Origin of the sequence: Stenotrophomonas sp. PI_27 (genome assembly GCF_027854495.1) — a bacterium.
Lineage (GTDB): Bacteria > Pseudomonadota > Gammaproteobacteria > Xanthomonadales > Xanthomonadaceae > Stenotrophomonas > Stenotrophomonas pavanii.
On the sequence record NZ_JAJNOF010000013.1, the window covers coordinates 89,330 to 104,094 of the forward strand.

General features: G+C 68.5%; 15 protein-coding genes. 7 read left to right on the forward strand and 8 right to left on the reverse strand.

The window, feature by feature from the left end; translation table 11 throughout:
• Positions 1 to 75: 75 nt before the first annotated feature.
• Positions 76 to 2,187 (reverse strand): M13 family metallopeptidase, encoded by a 2,112-nt coding sequence (locus LRM18_RS16130; protein WP_049464558.1) that lies wholly within the window; start codon positions 2,185 to 2,187, stop codon positions 76 to 78.
• A gap of 176 nt (positions 2,188 to 2,363) precedes the next feature.
• Between LRM18_RS16130 and LRM18_RS16135 the strand changes: the two genes are divergently transcribed.
• Positions 2,364 to 5,426 (forward strand): EAL domain-containing protein, encoded by a 3,063-nt coding sequence (locus LRM18_RS16135; RefSeq protein ID WP_270955046.1) that lies wholly within the window; start codon positions 2,364 to 2,366, stop codon positions 5,424 to 5,426.
• Positions 5,427 to 5,521: 95 nt separating this feature from the next.
• Here the strand turns inward: LRM18_RS16135 and LRM18_RS16140 are convergent, their stop codons facing one another.
• Complete coding sequence (locus LRM18_RS16140) at positions 5,522 to 6,403, reverse strand: LysR family transcriptional regulator (RefSeq protein WP_270955023.1); 882 nt, start codon at positions 6,401 to 6,403, stop codon at positions 5,522 to 5,524.
• Between the two features lie 96 nt (positions 6,404 to 6,499).
• Between LRM18_RS16140 and LRM18_RS16145 the strand changes: the two genes are divergently transcribed.
• From LRM18_RS16145 to LRM18_RS16155, 3 genes are all read left to right on the forward strand, one after another.
• The gene (locus LRM18_RS16145; protein WP_270955024.1) at positions 6,500 to 6,910 is read left to right on the forward strand and encodes a DoxX family protein; all 411 of its coding nucleotides are present in this window, start codon (positions 6,500 to 6,502) and stop codon (positions 6,908 to 6,910) included.
• Between the two features lie 31 nt (positions 6,911 to 6,941).
• Positions 6,942 to 7,730, forward strand: a complete 789-nt coding sequence (locus tag LRM18_RS16150) for a class III extradiol ring-cleavage dioxygenase (protein ID WP_270955025.1) — start codon at positions 6,942 to 6,944, stop codon at positions 7,728 to 7,730.
• A gap of 117 nt (positions 7,731 to 7,847) precedes the next feature.
• The gene (locus LRM18_RS16155; RefSeq protein ID WP_005415111.1) at positions 7,848 to 9,497 is read left to right on the forward strand and encodes a Na+/H+ antiporter; all 1,650 of its coding nucleotides are present in this window, start codon (positions 7,848 to 7,850) and stop codon (positions 9,495 to 9,497) included.
• 49 nt (positions 9,498 to 9,546) lie between these two features.
• On the opposite strand, the gene LRM18_RS16160 is transcribed toward LRM18_RS16155, so the two are convergent.
• Positions 9,547 to 9,795: a DUF3297 family protein gene (locus LRM18_RS16160; protein ID WP_005415112.1), complete on the reverse strand. Its 249-nt coding sequence runs from the start codon at positions 9,793 to 9,795 to the stop codon at positions 9,547 to 9,549.
• Positions 9,796 to 9,885: 90 nt separating this feature from the next.
• Here LRM18_RS16160 and LRM18_RS16165 point away from each other — a divergent pair, with 90 nt between their 5' ends.
• The gene (locus LRM18_RS16165) at positions 9,886 to 10,428 is read left to right on the forward strand and encodes a hypothetical protein (protein ID WP_032959249.1); all 543 of its coding nucleotides are present in this window, start codon (positions 9,886 to 9,888) and stop codon (positions 10,426 to 10,428) included.
• Between the two features lie 192 nt (positions 10,429 to 10,620).
• Here LRM18_RS16165 and LRM18_RS16170 read toward each other — a convergent pair whose 3' ends face one another.
• The 5 genes from LRM18_RS16170 to msrB all read right to left on the reverse strand — a co-directional run bounded on the left by LRM18_RS16170 (position 10,621) and on the right by msrB (position 13,888).
• The gene (locus LRM18_RS16170) at positions 10,621 to 10,896 is read right to left on the reverse strand and encodes a DUF4031 domain-containing protein (protein WP_014035835.1); all 276 of its coding nucleotides are present in this window, start codon (positions 10,894 to 10,896) and stop codon (positions 10,621 to 10,623) included.
• 13 nt (positions 10,897 to 10,909) lie between these two features.
• Positions 10,910 to 11,404, reverse strand: a complete 495-nt coding sequence (locus tag LRM18_RS16175; protein WP_064237565.1) for a hypothetical protein — start codon at positions 11,402 to 11,404, stop codon at positions 10,910 to 10,912.
• Positions 11,405 to 11,532: 128 nt separating this feature from the next.
• Positions 11,533 to 12,471 (reverse strand): flagellar motor protein MotB, encoded by a 939-nt coding sequence (motB, locus tag LRM18_RS16180; RefSeq protein ID WP_270955026.1) that lies wholly within the window; start codon positions 12,469 to 12,471, stop codon positions 11,533 to 11,535.
• A 3-nt stretch (positions 12,472 to 12,474) separates the two neighbouring features.
• Entirely contained in the window at positions 12,475 to 13,329 is an 855-nt protein-coding gene (motA, locus tag LRM18_RS16185) for a flagellar motor stator protein MotA (RefSeq protein ID WP_014645799.1), read from the reverse strand.
• 91 nt (positions 13,330 to 13,420) lie between these two features.
• The gene (gene msrB, locus LRM18_RS16190) at positions 13,421 to 13,888 is read right to left on the reverse strand and encodes a peptide-methionine (R)-S-oxide reductase MsrB (protein WP_049464541.1); all 468 of its coding nucleotides are present in this window, start codon (positions 13,886 to 13,888) and stop codon (positions 13,421 to 13,423) included.
• A 139-nt stretch (positions 13,889 to 14,027) separates the two neighbouring features.
• Between msrB and LRM18_RS16195 the strand changes: the two genes are divergently transcribed.
• Both LRM18_RS16195 and LRM18_RS16200 read left to right on the forward strand, forming a co-directional pair.
• Positions 14,028 to 14,402, forward strand: coding sequence for a hypothetical protein (locus LRM18_RS16195; RefSeq protein ID WP_053462059.1), 375 nt, complete (start codon positions 14,028 to 14,030; stop codon positions 14,400 to 14,402).
• Positions 14,403 to 14,535: 133 nt separating this feature from the next.
• Positions 14,536 to 14,715 (forward strand): lana protein, encoded by a 180-nt coding sequence (locus LRM18_RS16200; protein ID WP_270955028.1) that lies wholly within the window; start codon positions 14,536 to 14,538, stop codon positions 14,713 to 14,715.
• Positions 14,716 to 14,765: the final 50 nt, after the last annotated feature.

Consider the following 14,765-nt stretch of genomic DNA (forward strand, 5'->3'; position numbering starts at 1 on the left):
GCGATGCATGTGCCGACCAAGGCTGGCCGCCACCTGAAATGAAACGGGCGCCTTGCGGCGCCCGTCCCGGTTACATCACCACACCTTGACCCGCTTGTCCGGGGCCAGGTACAGCTTCTGGCCTTCCTTCACCTCGAACGCCGGATACCAGGCGTCGATGTTGCGCACGGTCAGCGCGCGGAACTGGCCCGGTGCATGCACGTCGGTCAGCAGCGAATTGCGCAGCGCCTGCTCGCGGCTCTTGCTGCGCCATGCCTGGGCGAAGCCGAGGAAGAAGCGCTGGTCCGGGCTGAAGCCTTCCAGGGTCTGGCCCGGCTTGCCCTGCAGCGACAGCTGGTAGGCATCGTAGGCGGTACCCAGTCCGGCCACGTCGGCGATGTTCTCGCCCAGGGTCAGCTTGCCGTTCACATGCACGCCGGGGAACGGCTCGTAGCTGCTGAACTGCGCGGCGAGTGCATCACCGGCCGCGTTGAACTGCTTCAGGTCTTCGTCGGTCCACCAGTTGTGCAGCTTGCCGGTCTCGTCGAACAGCGCACCGGCGTTGTCGAAGCCGTGGCTGATCTCGTGGCCGATCACCGCACCGATCGCACCGTAGTTCACCGCGTCGTCGGCGGCGCCGTCGAAGAACGGCGGCTGCAGTATCGCGGCCGGGAACACCAGGCGGTTTTCCAGCGGCACGTTCATCGCATTGATGGTCTGCGGCAGCATCGCCCACTCGCTGTGGTCGACCGGCTTGCCCAGCTTGGCGATGTTGCGCTGGTACTCGAACAGCTCGGCGCGCTGTGCATTGCCCAGCGGGTCATCACGACGGATCTCCAGGCCGGTGTAGTCGCGCCACTTTTCCGGATAGCCCATGCCCACGGTCAAGCCGGCCACCTTGGCCTTGGCATGTGCCTTGGTCTGCGGTGACATCCACGCCAGTGCGTCGATGCGCTTGCTGAAGGCGGCGATGATGTTCTTCGCCATCTCGTCCGCGCGTTCCTTGGTCCTGGCGTCGAAGTGCTTCTCGACGTAGCGCTTGCCGATGGCCTCGCCGACCGCATGGTTGGCATCGTCCACCGCGCGCTTCCAGCGATCGCTCTGCTGTGGCGTGCCGCTCAGCGCGGTGCCATGGAAGGCGAAGCGGGCGTCGGCGAACTTCTTCGGCAGGTAAGCGGCGGCACGGTCCAGCGCGTGGAACGCCAGGTAGTCCTTCCACGCGTCCAGCGGCTCGGTGGCGACCAGCCGGGACAGGCCGGCCACGGCCTTGGGCTGCCACACGATGAAGTCCTGCTGGTTGCCCAGTGCGGCTGCATCGAGGAAGGCGTTCCAGTCCAGGCCCGGCGCCTTGGCATTGAAGTCGGCCTGGGTCCAGGGATTGGCCCCCTTGGTCACGTCGTTGGTTTCTTCCTGGGTGGCATGCGCCTGCGCGATCTTGGTTTCCAGCGCGAGGATGCGCTGCGCCTTGCCGGCCGGGTCGGCGACGCCGGCCAGCTGCAGCATCTGCGCGATGTAGGCCTGGTACTGCTTGCGCAGCTCGGCCATGCGGCCATCGCCCAGGTAGAAATCGCGGTCGGGCATGCCCAGACCGCCCTGCACCAGGTACGGCGCGGTGCGGTCCGGCTGCAGCATGTCCACCGACACCCACAGGCCGAACAGGCGGTCGGTGTAGAAGTTGGTGGCGTTGAGCAGGTCGACGTCGGCGCGCAGGTCGCCGCCGAGGGCGCGCGCCAGCCCGGCCTTGTCGGCGATCGCATCGATGGCCTTCAGCTGCGGCTGCACCGGCGCCAGACCGTGCTGCTCGATGCCGGCTTCGTCCATGTAGGCGGCGTAGTAGTCGCCGATCAGCTTGTCGTCGCCGCTGGCCTGGGTGTTGCCGGCAGCCCCTTCCAGGATGGCGCGGGTGTCGGCCAGGGTCTTCTCGGCAATGACATTGAAGCTGCCGAAGCGCGAGCGGTCGGCCGGAATCTCGGTGTTCTTCACCCAGGTGCCGTTGGCGAAGCCGAAGAAGTCGTCGCCGGCGGCGATGCTGCGGTCCATGCCGCTGGCATCGAAGCCGAAACTGCCCAGCATCGGCTTGGCCGCAGCGGGGGCGGCGTCGGCCGGGGCGGTGGCCGTGGCGGCCGGGTCGGCCGGGCGGTCACAGGCGGCCAGGGACAGGCTGGCGACGATGGCCAGCGCCAGGGTGGGACGGCGCAGCTTGGACATGGACTTCTCTTGCGGCGGAAAACACCAAGTCTAATCCGCTCCAGCGCCGCTGGCCGCTCCCCAGCGGCGCCTGCCCTGTGCAGGATCTGGCTGAACGCGCAGAGGCGATCTTCACGCCGTCACCGGGGTGGTGCATGCTGGACCCTCGAGCCCTGCGCGGACACGGGGAGGTGGCCATGCAGGACGGGGTCAGGCGTCAAGAATGGCGTCCGCCGGCCGTTGAGGTCGGGGACGTGGAGGATTCGTTCGCGCATGAAGCCAGCCGACTGCACAAGGAACATCAACCGATGCCCGCGCTGAAGCGGGCGTTGGCCCGGCCGTTGCGCGCCATTACCTGGGGCGGCGTGCTGCTGGGCGTGCTGCTGGTGGCCGGCCTGACCCTGATGCTGGTCAACGACCACCACCGCCGCCTGGAAGCGGCGCAGCGGCAGAGCCGCGCGCTGGCGGTGGGCAGCGAGCGCCTGCTGGCCCTGGAGCTGCGCAACCTGGAGCGGGCCATGTCCGGCATCGCCGCCGATGCCGCGGAACTGTTCCGCAGTGTGCCGGCGCAGGCGCCGGCCCTGCTCGATGCGTCCATCGGCGGCGTGCTGCGCCGGCACGCCGAACTGCACAGCATCGTGGTGCTCGACAGCTATGGCCGCGCATTGACGGCCGGCAAGGGCGACCTGCAGTTGCCGCTGTGGACCGATCCGCAACGGCGCGGCCCGGGCAGCGCGCTGTACATCGGCCCGCCGCAGCGCGCCAGCGACGGGGGCTGGGTGGTCCCGCTGGCGCTGCCGATGGCCGATGGGCGCTGGCTGCTGGCACGGCTGCGCTGTGGCGAACTGCAGCGCATCGTCGGCGGCCTGGATGTCGGCCCCAACGGATTGGTCTCGATCAGCGATGCCCAGGGCTACATGCTGGCCCGCGTACCCGATCCGCATGGCACGGTGGGCCGCCGCTATGACCTGCCGCGCCGGGACCTGCTCGGCACGCAGGCAGTGGTCGAGCTGGGCAGCATGCCCGGCGTCGTCGACGGCGTGCCGCGCATCCTCACCATCAGCACGCTCGAACGCAGTCCGCTGGCGGTACAGGTCGGGTTGGCCGACGAGGACGTGCTGGCACCCTGGTGGCCGTACCTGCAGGCCTCGGTGGCGATCGTGCTGGCCTACATCGTGGTGTTGCTGGTGCTGCTGTACGCCGTCCGCCGCAGTACCCGCAGCCAGCAGGCGATGGCCGAGGAGCTGAAGGCCGGCCATGCCGAGCTGCGCCTGGCGCACCAGGTCGGGCGTGTCTGCACGTGGTACGTGGATGAGGACGCCGCGCTGCTGCGCTGGTCGCCGCTGGCCCGCGAGATCTTTGGGGTACAGACCGACGCCTTGCCGGTTGCGGATTTCTTCGCGCGCGTGCATCGCGATGATGCCGCGCGCCTGCAGCAGGCGTTCGACCAGGCCTTCGCCGGCGGCGCGGTGCTTGACCAGGTGTTCCGCCTGGTGCTGCCCGGAGGCGAGGTGCGCTGGGTCGGCGCGCGTGGGCAGCGGGTGGAAGTGGCCGACAGCGAGCGGCGCATGATCGGCGCACTGACCGACCTGAGCGAACGCTATCAGGCGCGCGAGCAGATGAGCGAAGTGGAACGCCGCTTCCGCCTGCTGTTCGACCGCAATCCGGCGCCGTTCTGGGTGTTCGACCCGGATACGCTGCGCTTCATCGAGGTCAACGACGCTGCGGTGCGCCAGTACGGCTACAGCCGCGACGAGTTCCTGGCGATGAGCATCCTCGACATCCGCCCGCGCGAAGGCTGGGACGAAGTGCGTGGTGCCATCCAGCGGGCGCAGGTGGGCGATCCGCCCGACGCGACCGTGCGCCTGCACCGGCGCAAGGACGGCAGTGTGTTCGAGGTGCGCGCACACCTGTCCAAGCTCGATTTCGATGGGCAGCCTGCGTGCCTGGTGCTGGCCGAGGATGTCAGCGAGCGGCTGGCCTACGAGCGCGACCTGGCGTACCAGGCACGGCACAACCCGGCCACCGGCCTGCTCAATGTGCGCGCCCTGACCGAGCAGCTGGACGAGCAGGACGCCGGCTATACCATCGCCTTCGTGCAGCTGCGCGGCCTGCAGCTGGTGGCCGACACGCTCGGTCGCGAGATCGGTGATGCGGTGCTGCAGTCGATGGCGACCCGGCTCGGGGGCCTGGGCGCGCGCTGTGGCACGCTGGCGTTCCAGCCGGCCGAGGACTTCGTGTTCGCCATCGGTGCCGAGCACGATACCCAGCGCGTGCTGGACGACCTGCTGCAGATCGTGTCGGCGCCGATGCGCGGCAAGGACTCGCTGCACCAGTTCGAGCCGCGTATCGGCGTGGCCGTGCACATCGCCGGTGACGGGCACACGGCCGAGCAGGTGATCGGCATGGCCGCGCAGGCCGCACATGCGGCGCGCGCCGAGGGCAACGTGGTGGTCTGGTTCGACGCGGCCGTGACCACGCGCCTGGCCGACCGCCTGCGCCTGGCCGGGCGCATCCATGCCGCCATCGACAACGAATTCCAGCTGTATTTCCAGCCGATCCGGCATGCCAGCGACGGCAGTCCGGCAGCGCTGGAGGCACTGCTGCGCTGGCCGCAGGCCGATGGCAGCTTCATCCCGCCCAACGAGTTCATCCAGCTGTGCGAGGACACCGGGTTGATCCTGGCGCTGGGCCGCTGGGTGATCCGCGCGGCGGCGAAGGCGCAGCGCCGTCTGGTCGACGCCGGGTGGGGCGAGCTGCCGATCGCGGTCAACGTGTCTGCGGTGCAGTTCTTCAACAGCGATCTGGTGGCCGAATTCATCCGTGCCCAGCAGGACTTCGGCCTGGCCCGTGGCGCGCTGCACGTTGAGCTGACCGAGAGCAGCCTGATGCGCAAGCCGGCGCAGGCGATGCAGACCATGCAGCGCCTGCATGAGCAGGGCATCCGCGTGTCGCTGGATGATTTCGGCACCGGCTATTCCAGCATGTCCTACCTGCAGCACCTGCCGCTGGACATCCTGAAGATCGACCGCAGCTTCGTCGCCGACGTGGAAACCAACCCACGCAATGCCTCGATCTGCCGCGCGCTGTTGTCGCTGGGGCACAGCATGGGCCTGACCATCATCGCCGAGGGCGTGGAAACGCCGGGGCAGCTGGACTGGCTGGCCGCGCACGGCTGTGACCAGGTACAGGGCTATCTGCTGGGGCGGCCGGCGCCGCTGGAGCGGATCATCGACGCGCTGGATGAAGTCGCCGCCTAAGTGGGAGTGCGGGCCGGCGGCCGACATTCGCCCAGGACCGGGAGGTGTCTGATTGCCGGCCAGCGGCCGGCACTACCGGCAAACGCCAGCCTCGGCTACACCCCGCTTTCCACCAGATGGTCGATGAAACTGCGCACCTTCGGTGCGAGGTGGCTGCGGCTGGTATAGACGGCGAAAATGCCGATCGGCGAGGCCTCCCATTCGGGCAGCACGCGCACCAGGCGGCCATCGGCCAGCGCGTCTTCCAGCAGGAAATCCGGTTGCAGGATCACGCCCATGCCGGCGATCGCCGCTTCGCGCAGCACGTCGCCGTTGTTGGCGTGCAGCAGGCTGTTCACCGCGACCTTGACCTCGCCGCCAGGCCCCTGCAGCGGCCAGTGGTCACCGGCGGCCCAGTAGCTGTAGCTCAGGCAGGCGTGGGTCTGCAGCTCCTGCGGATGCTGCGGGGTGCCGCGCGCGGCCAGGTAGGCCGGCGCCGCGCACAGGCTCACCCGTGACTCGCCCAGGCGGCGCGCAATCAGCGCCGGGCTCGGTTCGCGGGTGATGCGGATGGCCACGTCGTAGCCTTCCTCGACCATGTCGACCAGGCGGTCGGACAGGGCCAGGTCCAGTTCCACCTGCGGGAAGCGCTCGCGGTAGCGGGCCAGCAGCGGGCCGAGGCGGGCGATGCCCCAGCTGACGGGGGCGTTGATGCGCAGCGTCCCGGAAGGCTCCAGTGCCTGCGCGCCGATGCTGGCCTCCAGCGCATCGAACTCGGCCAGCAGGCGCACGCACTGCGCGTAGTAGGCGGCGCCGGCACTGGTCGGGCTGACCCGGCGCGTGGTGCGGTGGAGCAGGCGGGTGGACAGGCGTTTTTCCAGCGCAGCGACCTGGCGGGTGACGCCGGCGGTGGACAGGTCCAGGGCCTGGGCGGCGGCGCTGAAGCCATTGCGTTCGACCACCGCCACGAACACGCGCATCGCCTCGAGAGTGTCCATTGTTGCGCCTTTTGAAATAAATACGGTCAAACGATCGTATTTATCGGTCCACGAACGCGCAATAACCTGTCTCCACTCCCCTCAAGGTGTTTTGCGATGCACACCACGACCGCTCCTGTCTCGTCGCTGGCCCCCTACGGTGCCACCCTGCTGCGCCTGGCCCTGGGCGTGCTGTTCCTGGTCCACGCCCTGACCAAGCTGCTGGTGTTCACCCCGGCCGGTACTGCCGCGTTCTTCGAATCGCTGGGCCTGCCTGGGGTACTCGGCTATCTCACCCTCGGCGTCGAACTGGTGATCAGCGCCGCGCTGCTGCTGGGCATCTACGCGCGCTGGGTGGGCCTGATCGGCGTGCCGCTGCTGCTGGGCACCATCGCCACCGTGCACGGCGCCAACGGCTTCGGCTTCGCCAATGCCGGCGGCGGCTGGGAATACCCGGCGTTCTGGGCGCTGGCGCTGGTGGTGCTGTTCCTGATCGGCGATGGCAAGTGGACCCTGCGTTCGCGCTGATCGCCGCCCGACCCTGCAACTGGAGCCTTCCATGTCCCGCCTGCCTTCGCTGTACATCTCCCACGGTTCGCCGATGACCGCCCTGCAGCCGGGCCAGGTCGGCGTGCGCCTGGCCGAGCTGGCGCGCGACCTGCCGACGCCGCGTGCCATCGTGATGGCCTCGGCGCACTGGCTGGGCCGGCAGCCGCTGGTCGGCGCGCACCCGCAGCCGCCGACGATCCACGACTTCGGCGGCTTCCCGCGCGCGCTGTTTGAACTGCAGTACCCGGCGCCCGGCGATCCGGCGCTGGCCGAAGAGGTGGCCGGCCGCATCGCCGCCGCCGGGCTGCCGGTGGCGCTCGACCCGCAGCGTGGCCTCGACCACGGTGCCTGGGTGCCGCTGCGGCTGCTGCGCCCGCAGGCCGACATCCCGGTGGTGCCGGTATCGATCCAGCCGCTGCTCGGCCCCGAGCATCAGTTCGCGCTGGGCCGCGCGCTGGCGCCGCTGCGCGAACAGGGCGTGCTGCTGGTCGGTTCGGGCAGCATCACCCACAACCTGCACGACTGGGGCGATTACCAGGACGGCAAGGAAGCACCGTATGTGCGGCCCTTCATCGAGTGGGTGGAGCAGCGGCTGGCCGCCGATGACCGCCAGGCGCTGTTCGACTACCGCCGGCAGGCCCCGTTCGCCGAGCGTGCGCACCCGACCGACGAGCACCTGCTGCCGCTGTTCTTCGCGATGGGTGCAGCCGGCGAGGGCGGTTTCGGTGCGCGCCGCATCGACGCCGGCATCGATGCCGGCTTCCTGGCCATGGATCTGTACCGCTTCGACGGGGCATGAGCCGGGGCTGACGCGCGGCGGCTGCGGCCGTCGCGGCCAGGGCCGCATGTGGTAGTTTTTTCCAGGTTTCCGGCGCTGGCCCTCGTGCCTCCCCACGCGCCGCTTCCTGGAAGAAGCATGCATACCATCGAAGTCGTCCTGGCGATGCTGGTGGCCGTTGTCGCCAGCGGCTACCTGGTTCGCGTCCTCCCGTTCTCGCTGCCGCTGCCGTTGGTGCAGATCGGCCTGGGGGCGGTGATCGCCGGCGTGTTCAACCGTGGCCACGCGCTGGAGCCGGAAGTGTTCTTCCTGCTGTTCCTGCCGCCGCTGCTGTTCCTGGATGGCTGGCGCATTCCCAAGCAGGGCCTGTTCCGCGACAAGGGGGCGATCCTCGAACTGGCGTTCGGCCTGGTGGTGTTCACCGTGATCGGTGCCGGCCTGCTGATCCACTGGATGATCCCGGTGATGCCGCTGGCGGTGTGCTTCGCGCTGGCGGCCATCGTCTCGCCGACCGACCCGGTGGCGGTGGGCGCGATTGCTTCGAAGGCACCGATTCCCAAGCGCCTGATGCACATCCTGGAAGGCGAATCGCTGCTCAACGATGCCTCCGGCCTGGTCTGCTTCCGCTTCGCGGTGGCGGCGGTGATGACCGGTTCCTTCTCGCTGGCCACGGCCTCGCTGACCTTCCTGTGGGTGGCGGTGGCCGGCCTGGCCGTGGGCGTGGCGGTTACCCTCGGCGTGTCCACGTTCCAGCGCTGGTTGTGGCGCCGCTTCGGCGAGGAGCCGGGTGCGGCGATGCTGGTCAACCTGCTGATTCCGTTCGCGGCCTACCTGCTGGCCGAAGAAATCCATGCCTCGGGCATCCTCGCTGCGGTCGCTGCCGGCATCGCGATGAGCTACGTCGAGCTGACCGGCCGTGTCTCCGGCAGCATGCGCGTGCAGCGCGCGGGTGTCTGGAACATGCTGCAGTTCAGCTTCAACGGCATCATGTTCGTGCTGCTGGGCGAGCAGTTGCCGGGCATCGTCGAGCGCGCCACCACCACCATGAACGAGTCCGGCCACCAGAGTGCATGGTGGCTGCTGGTCTACGTGGTGGTGATCAACCTGGCGCTGATCCTGCTGCGCCTGCTGTGGGTATGGCTGTCGCTGCGCTGGAACCTGCTGCGTGCGCGCCGTCGTGGCCTGGAGCGCGGCGAGGCGCCGAACTGGCGCATCGTGGTGGCGACCTCGGTGGCCGGCGTACGCGGCGCGATCACCCTGGCCGGTGTGTTGACCCTGCCACTGTTCCTGCCCGATGGCAGCGCGTTCCCGGCGCGCGACCTGGTGATCTTCCTGGCCGCGGCGGTGATCCTGTTCTCGCTGGTCGGCGCCAGCGTGGCGCTGCCGCAGCTGCTGAAGGGCCTGCAGCTGCCGGCCGATTCGGGCGAGCGCAAGGAAGAGGACCTGGCACGCCGGCTGTCGTCCAAGGCCGCCCTGGCCGGGGTCGAGCGCATGCGCCAGCAGCTGGTGATGAACCAGAACACCGAGAACGTGCAGCTGTACAACGACGCTGCCTCGCGGGTGAGCCTGCTGTACCAGCGGCACCTGGAGAAGGACAACGACGGCCCCGACGTGGACCCGGAGAAGGTGAGGCGCATGGAGCTGGGTTACCGCCAGCTGCGCAGCGCCGGCCTCAATGCCGAGCGTGAGGAACTGTTCCGTTTGACCCGGCGCGGGGTGATCTCCGATGAGATCTCGCGGCGCCTGATCCGCAACCTGGACCTGCTGGAATCGCGCAAGCGCGAATGACCGTGTACCCCGGGTGGGTGCGGACCTTGGTCCGCACACCGTTCAGGCCTTACTCCGGCTTCTGGTCCAGGAAATACACCTCGACCTTGCCCTTGACCTTGATGGTCATCGGGTTGCCACGGCGGTCGCGGGCCTTGCCGGCCTGCACGCGGATCCAGCCTTCGCTGACCGAGTATTCCTCGACGTTGTCGCGCTCGACGTCGTTGAAACGCACGCCGACGCCGCGCTCCAGCGCCTGCGCATCATGGAAGGGGCTGGCCGGGTTGATGGCCAGGTGGTCGGGAGGGGTATCGCTCATCGCTTCATTCACAGTGACGGCCACCAAGGCCGGCTTCAGCGGCACAGGATAAACCGTAGAATGCCGACCTGCCCCAGAGGACGTTCCGCCATGCCCGACAACAGCGACTATTTCGACTTCGAGGAAGACATCCACGACTTCGACGAGGAGGGCTTCGAGGCGCGGGTCTGGAACCTGCTGGTGCTGATCAACCCGGGCGACGAAGAGCTTGCCCTGCAGCAGTTCAACCGCTGGCGCGAGCACCTGTCCGAGGACGGGCAGCCGCTGGAAGCGGACAGCGACTGGCTGCCGGCGCTGTTCACCGCCATTGCCTGGCAGTCCGGTTTCGATGTGGAGCGGGATGACCTGGAATCGCTGCAGTCGGCGGTCAACGAGCTGTCGGCGCGCTTCAACCTGCAGCTGGACTGGGGCGGGGACCTGGACGACGAGGACTTCGCCGAGGGCCTGGACGGCGTGCAGCTGATGTCCACCGCCTTCGACCGCCTGCGCGAGCACAACTACACGCTGTGGAGCGTGGATGCCGGCAGTGACGGCTTTACCGGGGTGATGGCATTGACCCGCGACGACGACGCGATGCTGGCGCTGTGCTCGCTGCTGAACGTGGAAATCCGGCTGGGCAGCGACCCGTTCTGAGCGATGGGCCGATCCGCCGGGCACGACTTGACGGCTTGATCCGCTGAGGACGACCCGACGGGGGTAGAGTCGACTGTCAGTCGACTGCTCTCCCATCCGGCCGCGAGACCCCCGCGCTGCGCGCGATAGTCGACTGACAGTCGACTCTACCCCGCCGGTGCCGGTTGGTGTCCGGCGAACCCGCGGCGCGGCCTACGGCCGGTACTGCGCCCGGGCGTTGGCGATCACCGCTTTGACCAGCTCGCGGTCGGCATGCCGCGAAATCGCTTGCGCGCCGAGCGCGATGGCCTGTGCGCGCAGCTCGGCAGTGACATCGTAATGGGCACCGCTGGCCTTGTTCTGGAAGGCCCGCGGTGGAATGCCGAGCTGCGCCGCCATGGCGTGCAGCTCGGCCAGGGTGTCGGCCATCAGGTGCGCCCAGCGCTGTCCGCGCCAGGGATGCACCGCGTCATCGACGTAGACCGTCACCGCCGCGGCCGGTTCAGGCCTGCGGCTTGCTGTCGCTGTCAGCGGCCGGGGCGGCCTCGGCGTCGGCAGCAGCTTCAACCACGTCGCCTTCGGCAGCCGCAGCGGCTTCTTCGCCTTCGTCGGCTTCCACGGTCTCGAACTCGGCGACCAGCTTGTCCAGGTACTCGTCAGCGGTCTGATCGGATTCGGCGGCCAGGGTGTCCAGCAGCGACTTCAGCAGTTCGGAATATTCCAGGTTGACCTTGCGGCCTTCCTTTTCCTGCACGTTGGACAGGTGCTTGAGCATGGCCAGCATCGGCACCGGGTTCTCGGCATTGCCCATGGTCTGGCCGCCGATGGCCAGCAGCCACTCACGGCCCTGCAGGCCGATGGCCGCCACCACCTGGCCGTCTTCGTTGGTCAGCACGGCATGGTTCTGCACCTGCTGCTGGGCGTTCAGGCGGAGGAACGGGCGCTTGCCCTGCTGCTTCTTGCGCTTGTCGCGCTTGGCCTTGGAATTCTGGGACATGGGGGTGGAATCACCTGAAAACGGAAAGACCGCCATTGTAGCGGGTGCGCCGGGGGATGCCCCTGGTGGGTGCGGACCTTGGTCCGCACGCGTTCCCGGATGTGCGGACCAAGGTCCCCACCCACCGTCTACTTTGCCTTACCCTGCGCGGCCTGCACGTCCGGGTCGGCGGTCGGCGCCGACAGCCCCACCTGCGGCCCGGCTCCGGCCAGCGCGGCCGCTTCGGCGGCCTGGGTCATCACCACGATGCTGATACGGCGGTTGATCGGGTTCTGCGGGTCGGCCTTGTCGAACAGCACTGACGAGGACAGGCCGACCACGCGGGTGATCTTGCTGTCCTCCAGGCCGCCGTCCACCAGTGCACGGCGTGCAGCGTTGGCGCGGTCGGCGCTCAGTTCCCAGTTGCCGTAGCCGCGTGCGGCCGAATAGGCGGTGATGTCGGTGTGGCCGGTCAGGCTGATCCGGTTCGGCACGTGGTTCAGGTAGTTGGCCAGCTCGTGCAGGATCTGTTGGGTGTACGGCTTCAGCGTAGCGCTGCCGAGGTCGAACATCGGCCGGTTCTGCTTGTCCACGATCTGGATGCGCAGGCCTTCCGGGGTCAGGTCCAGCAGCAGCTGGTCCTTGAACGGTTCCAGTGCCTGGCTCTTGCTGATCGCTTCCTGCAGTTCCTTCATCAGCGCTTCCAGCTGCTGCTTGTCGCGCTGCTGCTGGTCCACCGGCTGCGGCACCGCTTCCTTCTGGTTCTGGAAGGGATCGTTGCTGCTGCCGCGCGAGATGTCGGTGGCGCCGCCCAGCTTGATCATCGAGGTGCTGGCGCCGCCCGGGCCGGCCATGCCGGGCGCCGGCGTGGCGTTCTGCCCGCTCAGCGGGCTGGGGTTGCGGAAGTACTCGGAAATGGCCGCACGGTCGTTCTTGTTGGTGGTGGCCATCAGCCACAGCACCAGGAAGAAGGCCATCATCGCGGTCACGAAGTCGGCATAGGCCACCTTCCACGACCCGCCGTGGTGAGCGGCGTGGCCGGCTTTCCTGACCCGGCGGACGATGACGGTGGGCTTGTTCTCGGCCATGGCTTACTTGACCGTCTTCAGGTGCTGCTCGAAATCGGAGAAGGCCGGGCGCACGTTCGACGGCAGCGTCTTGCGGGCGAATTCCAGCGCGATCTTCGGGTTGTAACCGCGCAGGCAGGCCAGCAGGGCAGTCTTGACCGATTCGTAGATGCGGCTGTCCTGCTCGGCGCGTGCCTCCATGGCGGCGGCCATCGGGCCGACGAAGCCGTAGCCGAGCAGGATGCCGAGGAAGGTGCCGACCAGTGCACCGGCCACGTGGCCACCGACCTCGACGATGTCGCCGCCGATCGAGCCCATGGTGATGACGATGCCCAGCACCGCCGCGACGATGCCGAAACCGGGCAGTCCGTCGGCGACCTTGGTCAGCACCTGCGACGGTGCCATGGCCTCGGCGTGGTGCTTCTCCAGTTCCAGCTCCAGCAGCGGCTCGAGCTCGTGCGGCTCGATGTTGCTGCCGATCATCAGGCGCAGGCAGTCGGTGATGAAGTCGATCAGGTGGTGGTCGGCCTGCACCTTGGGGTAGTTGGCGAACAGGGCGCTCTCGGCCGGCCGCTCGACATGGTCTTCCAGGGCCATGAAGCCTTCGCGGCGGGCCTTGTTGAGCAGTTCATAAAGCAGGCTGAGGACATCGATGTAGTCCTGCTGCTTGTAGCGCGGGCCCTTGAACACGCCGACCATGGCCTGCAGGGTCTGCTTGACCGTCTTGGCCGGGGTGCCGACCAGGAACGCGCCCAGTGCGGCGCCGCCGATGATGACCAGCTCGTAGGGCTGCCAGAGGGCACCCAGGCGGCCGTGGGCACCGAGGTAGCCCCCGATCACGCTGATGATGACGACCAGGAATCCAACGATGATGAGCATGGGGCGACGCAGGGAGGGGGGATATCTCCTTGTCGGCCCGTCGCCCGGTTTTCTGAAGAGGGAATTCTGTGAAATCGGTCAGCGGGGTGTTTCAGCCCGCCACACCGGCTTCGGCACCGCCACGCTGCAGCGGATCGGGCCAGGGCTCGCCGGTGCCGACGAACGAAAGTGAGACGGAGTTCAGGCAGTGGCGCTCGTAGGTGGGCGGCGGACCGTCCGGGAACACGTGGCCCAGGTGGCTGCCGCAGCGGGCGCAGGTGATCTCGGTGCGCACCATGCCATGGCTGGTATCGCGGATCTCGCGCACGTGCGCCGGGTCGAACGGGGCGAAGAAGCTGGGCCAGCCGGTGCCGGAATCGAACTTGGTGCTGGAGCGGAACAGCGGCAGGGCACACAGCCGGCAGCAGTAGACGCCCTCGCGCTTGTTGTCGAGGAACACGCCGCAGAAGGGCGCCTCGGTACCGTGCTGCAGCAGCACGCGGCGCTCTTCGCTGCTGAGGCCGGCGACCAGCGCCTCGGTCTGGGTGGCAGTAGGGGGCGTCAGGTCGAAGGCAGTCATGCCGGCTCTCCGTGGGGTCGATGGCCTGGGATGCCGGACAACGTGGGGGTCGTGGCGCGCGCTTGCAAGTGTGATGGCCGTTCATGGGCGGCACACAGGCGCGGGCGCAAGGTGACTGCGATCCACGCCGGAGCGTGCCATGAAACCGACCCTTCCCCTGCTGTTGATCGCCCTGATGCCGGCACTGGCGCAGGCCCAGGTGCCCACGGCCGACCCGACCGCCACCCGCAGCGCGACCCGCGTGGCCCCGCCGCCGGTGGCACCCCCGCCACAAGCGGCCCGGCCGCAGCCGCAGGTGCTGCCGTCGCCGCAGCCCACGCAGCCGATCAAGTCGACCGGTCCGGCCCAGGTCGCGCCCGCCCCGGCGCCGAAGCCGGCTGACAAGGTCTATGACCGCAACGGCCGCATCGTGCCCGGGGTCCGCCCGGCCGGCCCGAACCGCGTGTTCGATTCGCGCACCGGTCGTTATTACGACAGCGTGCCGGCCGGCGATGGCCAGCAGATCAAGCGCTGACGCGGCCGCAGGCCCGGCGGGCGGACGCGCTGGCCTGAACGCACGAAAACAACGGTCTGCCAATCACTGCTTTTTCGCCTGCGATTAACCGCTGCCGGACCACCGTGGCCTTGCGCCGGCATTCGGCCGACGCATGTCCTTCGTCCACTGGATCGCGATCATGAAAAACCAGCAGAACCGTCATCCCGGCAAGGAACCGCAGGGCCGCAACCCGCAGCAGCAACAGCAGCAGCAACAGCAGATGGAGCCGCAGCAGCACAAGGGCGCCAAGCCGCAGGAACAGCGCTCGCAGAAGCATCCGCAGCAGCGCTGACTGTCGCCATGACCGGGGTCAGGGCCCGCTGCGCGGGATCCGACCCCTTG

Excerpts from the sequence above, each read along its gene's own strand:
- LRM18_RS16135 (WP_270955046.1), top strand. The coding sequence starts at position 2,364 with ATGCAGGACGGGGTCAGGCGTCAAGAATGGCGTCCGCCGGCCGTTGAG.
- LRM18_RS16150 (WP_270955025.1), top strand. The coding sequence starts at position 6,942 with ATGTCCCGCCTGCCTTCGCTGTACATCTCCCACGGTTCGCCGATGACC.
- LRM18_RS16140 (WP_270955023.1), bottom strand. The coding sequence starts at position 6,403 with ATGGACACTCTCGAGGCGATGCGCGTGTTCGTGGCGGTGGTCGAACGC.
- LRM18_RS16155 (WP_005415111.1), top strand. The coding sequence starts at position 7,848 with ATGCATACCATCGAAGTCGTCCTGGCGATGCTGGTGGCCGTTGTCGCC.
- LRM18_RS16160 (WP_005415112.1), bottom strand. The coding sequence starts at position 9,795 with ATGAGCGATACCCCTCCCGACCACCTGGCCATCAACCCGGCCAGCCCC.
- LRM18_RS16175 (WP_064237565.1), bottom strand. The coding sequence starts at position 11,404 with ATGTCCCAGAATTCCAAGGCCAAGCGCGACAAGCGCAAGAAGCAGCAG.
- LRM18_RS16130 (WP_049464558.1), bottom strand. The coding sequence starts at position 2,187 with ATGTCCAAGCTGCGCCGTCCCACCCTGGCGCTGGCCATCGTCGCCAGC.
- LRM18_RS16145 (WP_270955024.1), top strand. The coding sequence starts at position 6,500 with ATGCACACCACGACCGCTCCTGTCTCGTCGCTGGCCCCCTACGGTGCC.
- motA (WP_014645799.1), bottom strand. The coding sequence starts at position 13,329 with ATGCTCATCATCGTTGGATTCCTGGTCGTCATCATCAGCGTGATCGGG.
- LRM18_RS16200 (WP_270955028.1), top strand. The coding sequence starts at position 14,536 with ATGTCCTTCGTCCACTGGATCGCGATCATGAAAAACCAGCAGAACCGT.
- LRM18_RS16165 (WP_032959249.1), top strand. The coding sequence starts at position 9,886 with ATGCCCGACAACAGCGACTATTTCGACTTCGAGGAAGACATCCACGAC.
- msrB (WP_049464541.1), bottom strand. The coding sequence starts at position 13,888 with ATGACTGCCTTCGACCTGACGCCCCCTACTGCCACCCAGACCGAGGCG.
- LRM18_RS16195 (WP_053462059.1), top strand. The coding sequence starts at position 14,028 with ATGAAACCGACCCTTCCCCTGCTGTTGATCGCCCTGATGCCGGCACTG.
- motB (WP_270955026.1), bottom strand. The coding sequence starts at position 12,471 with ATGGCCGAGAACAAGCCCACCGTCATCGTCCGCCGGGTCAGGAAAGCC.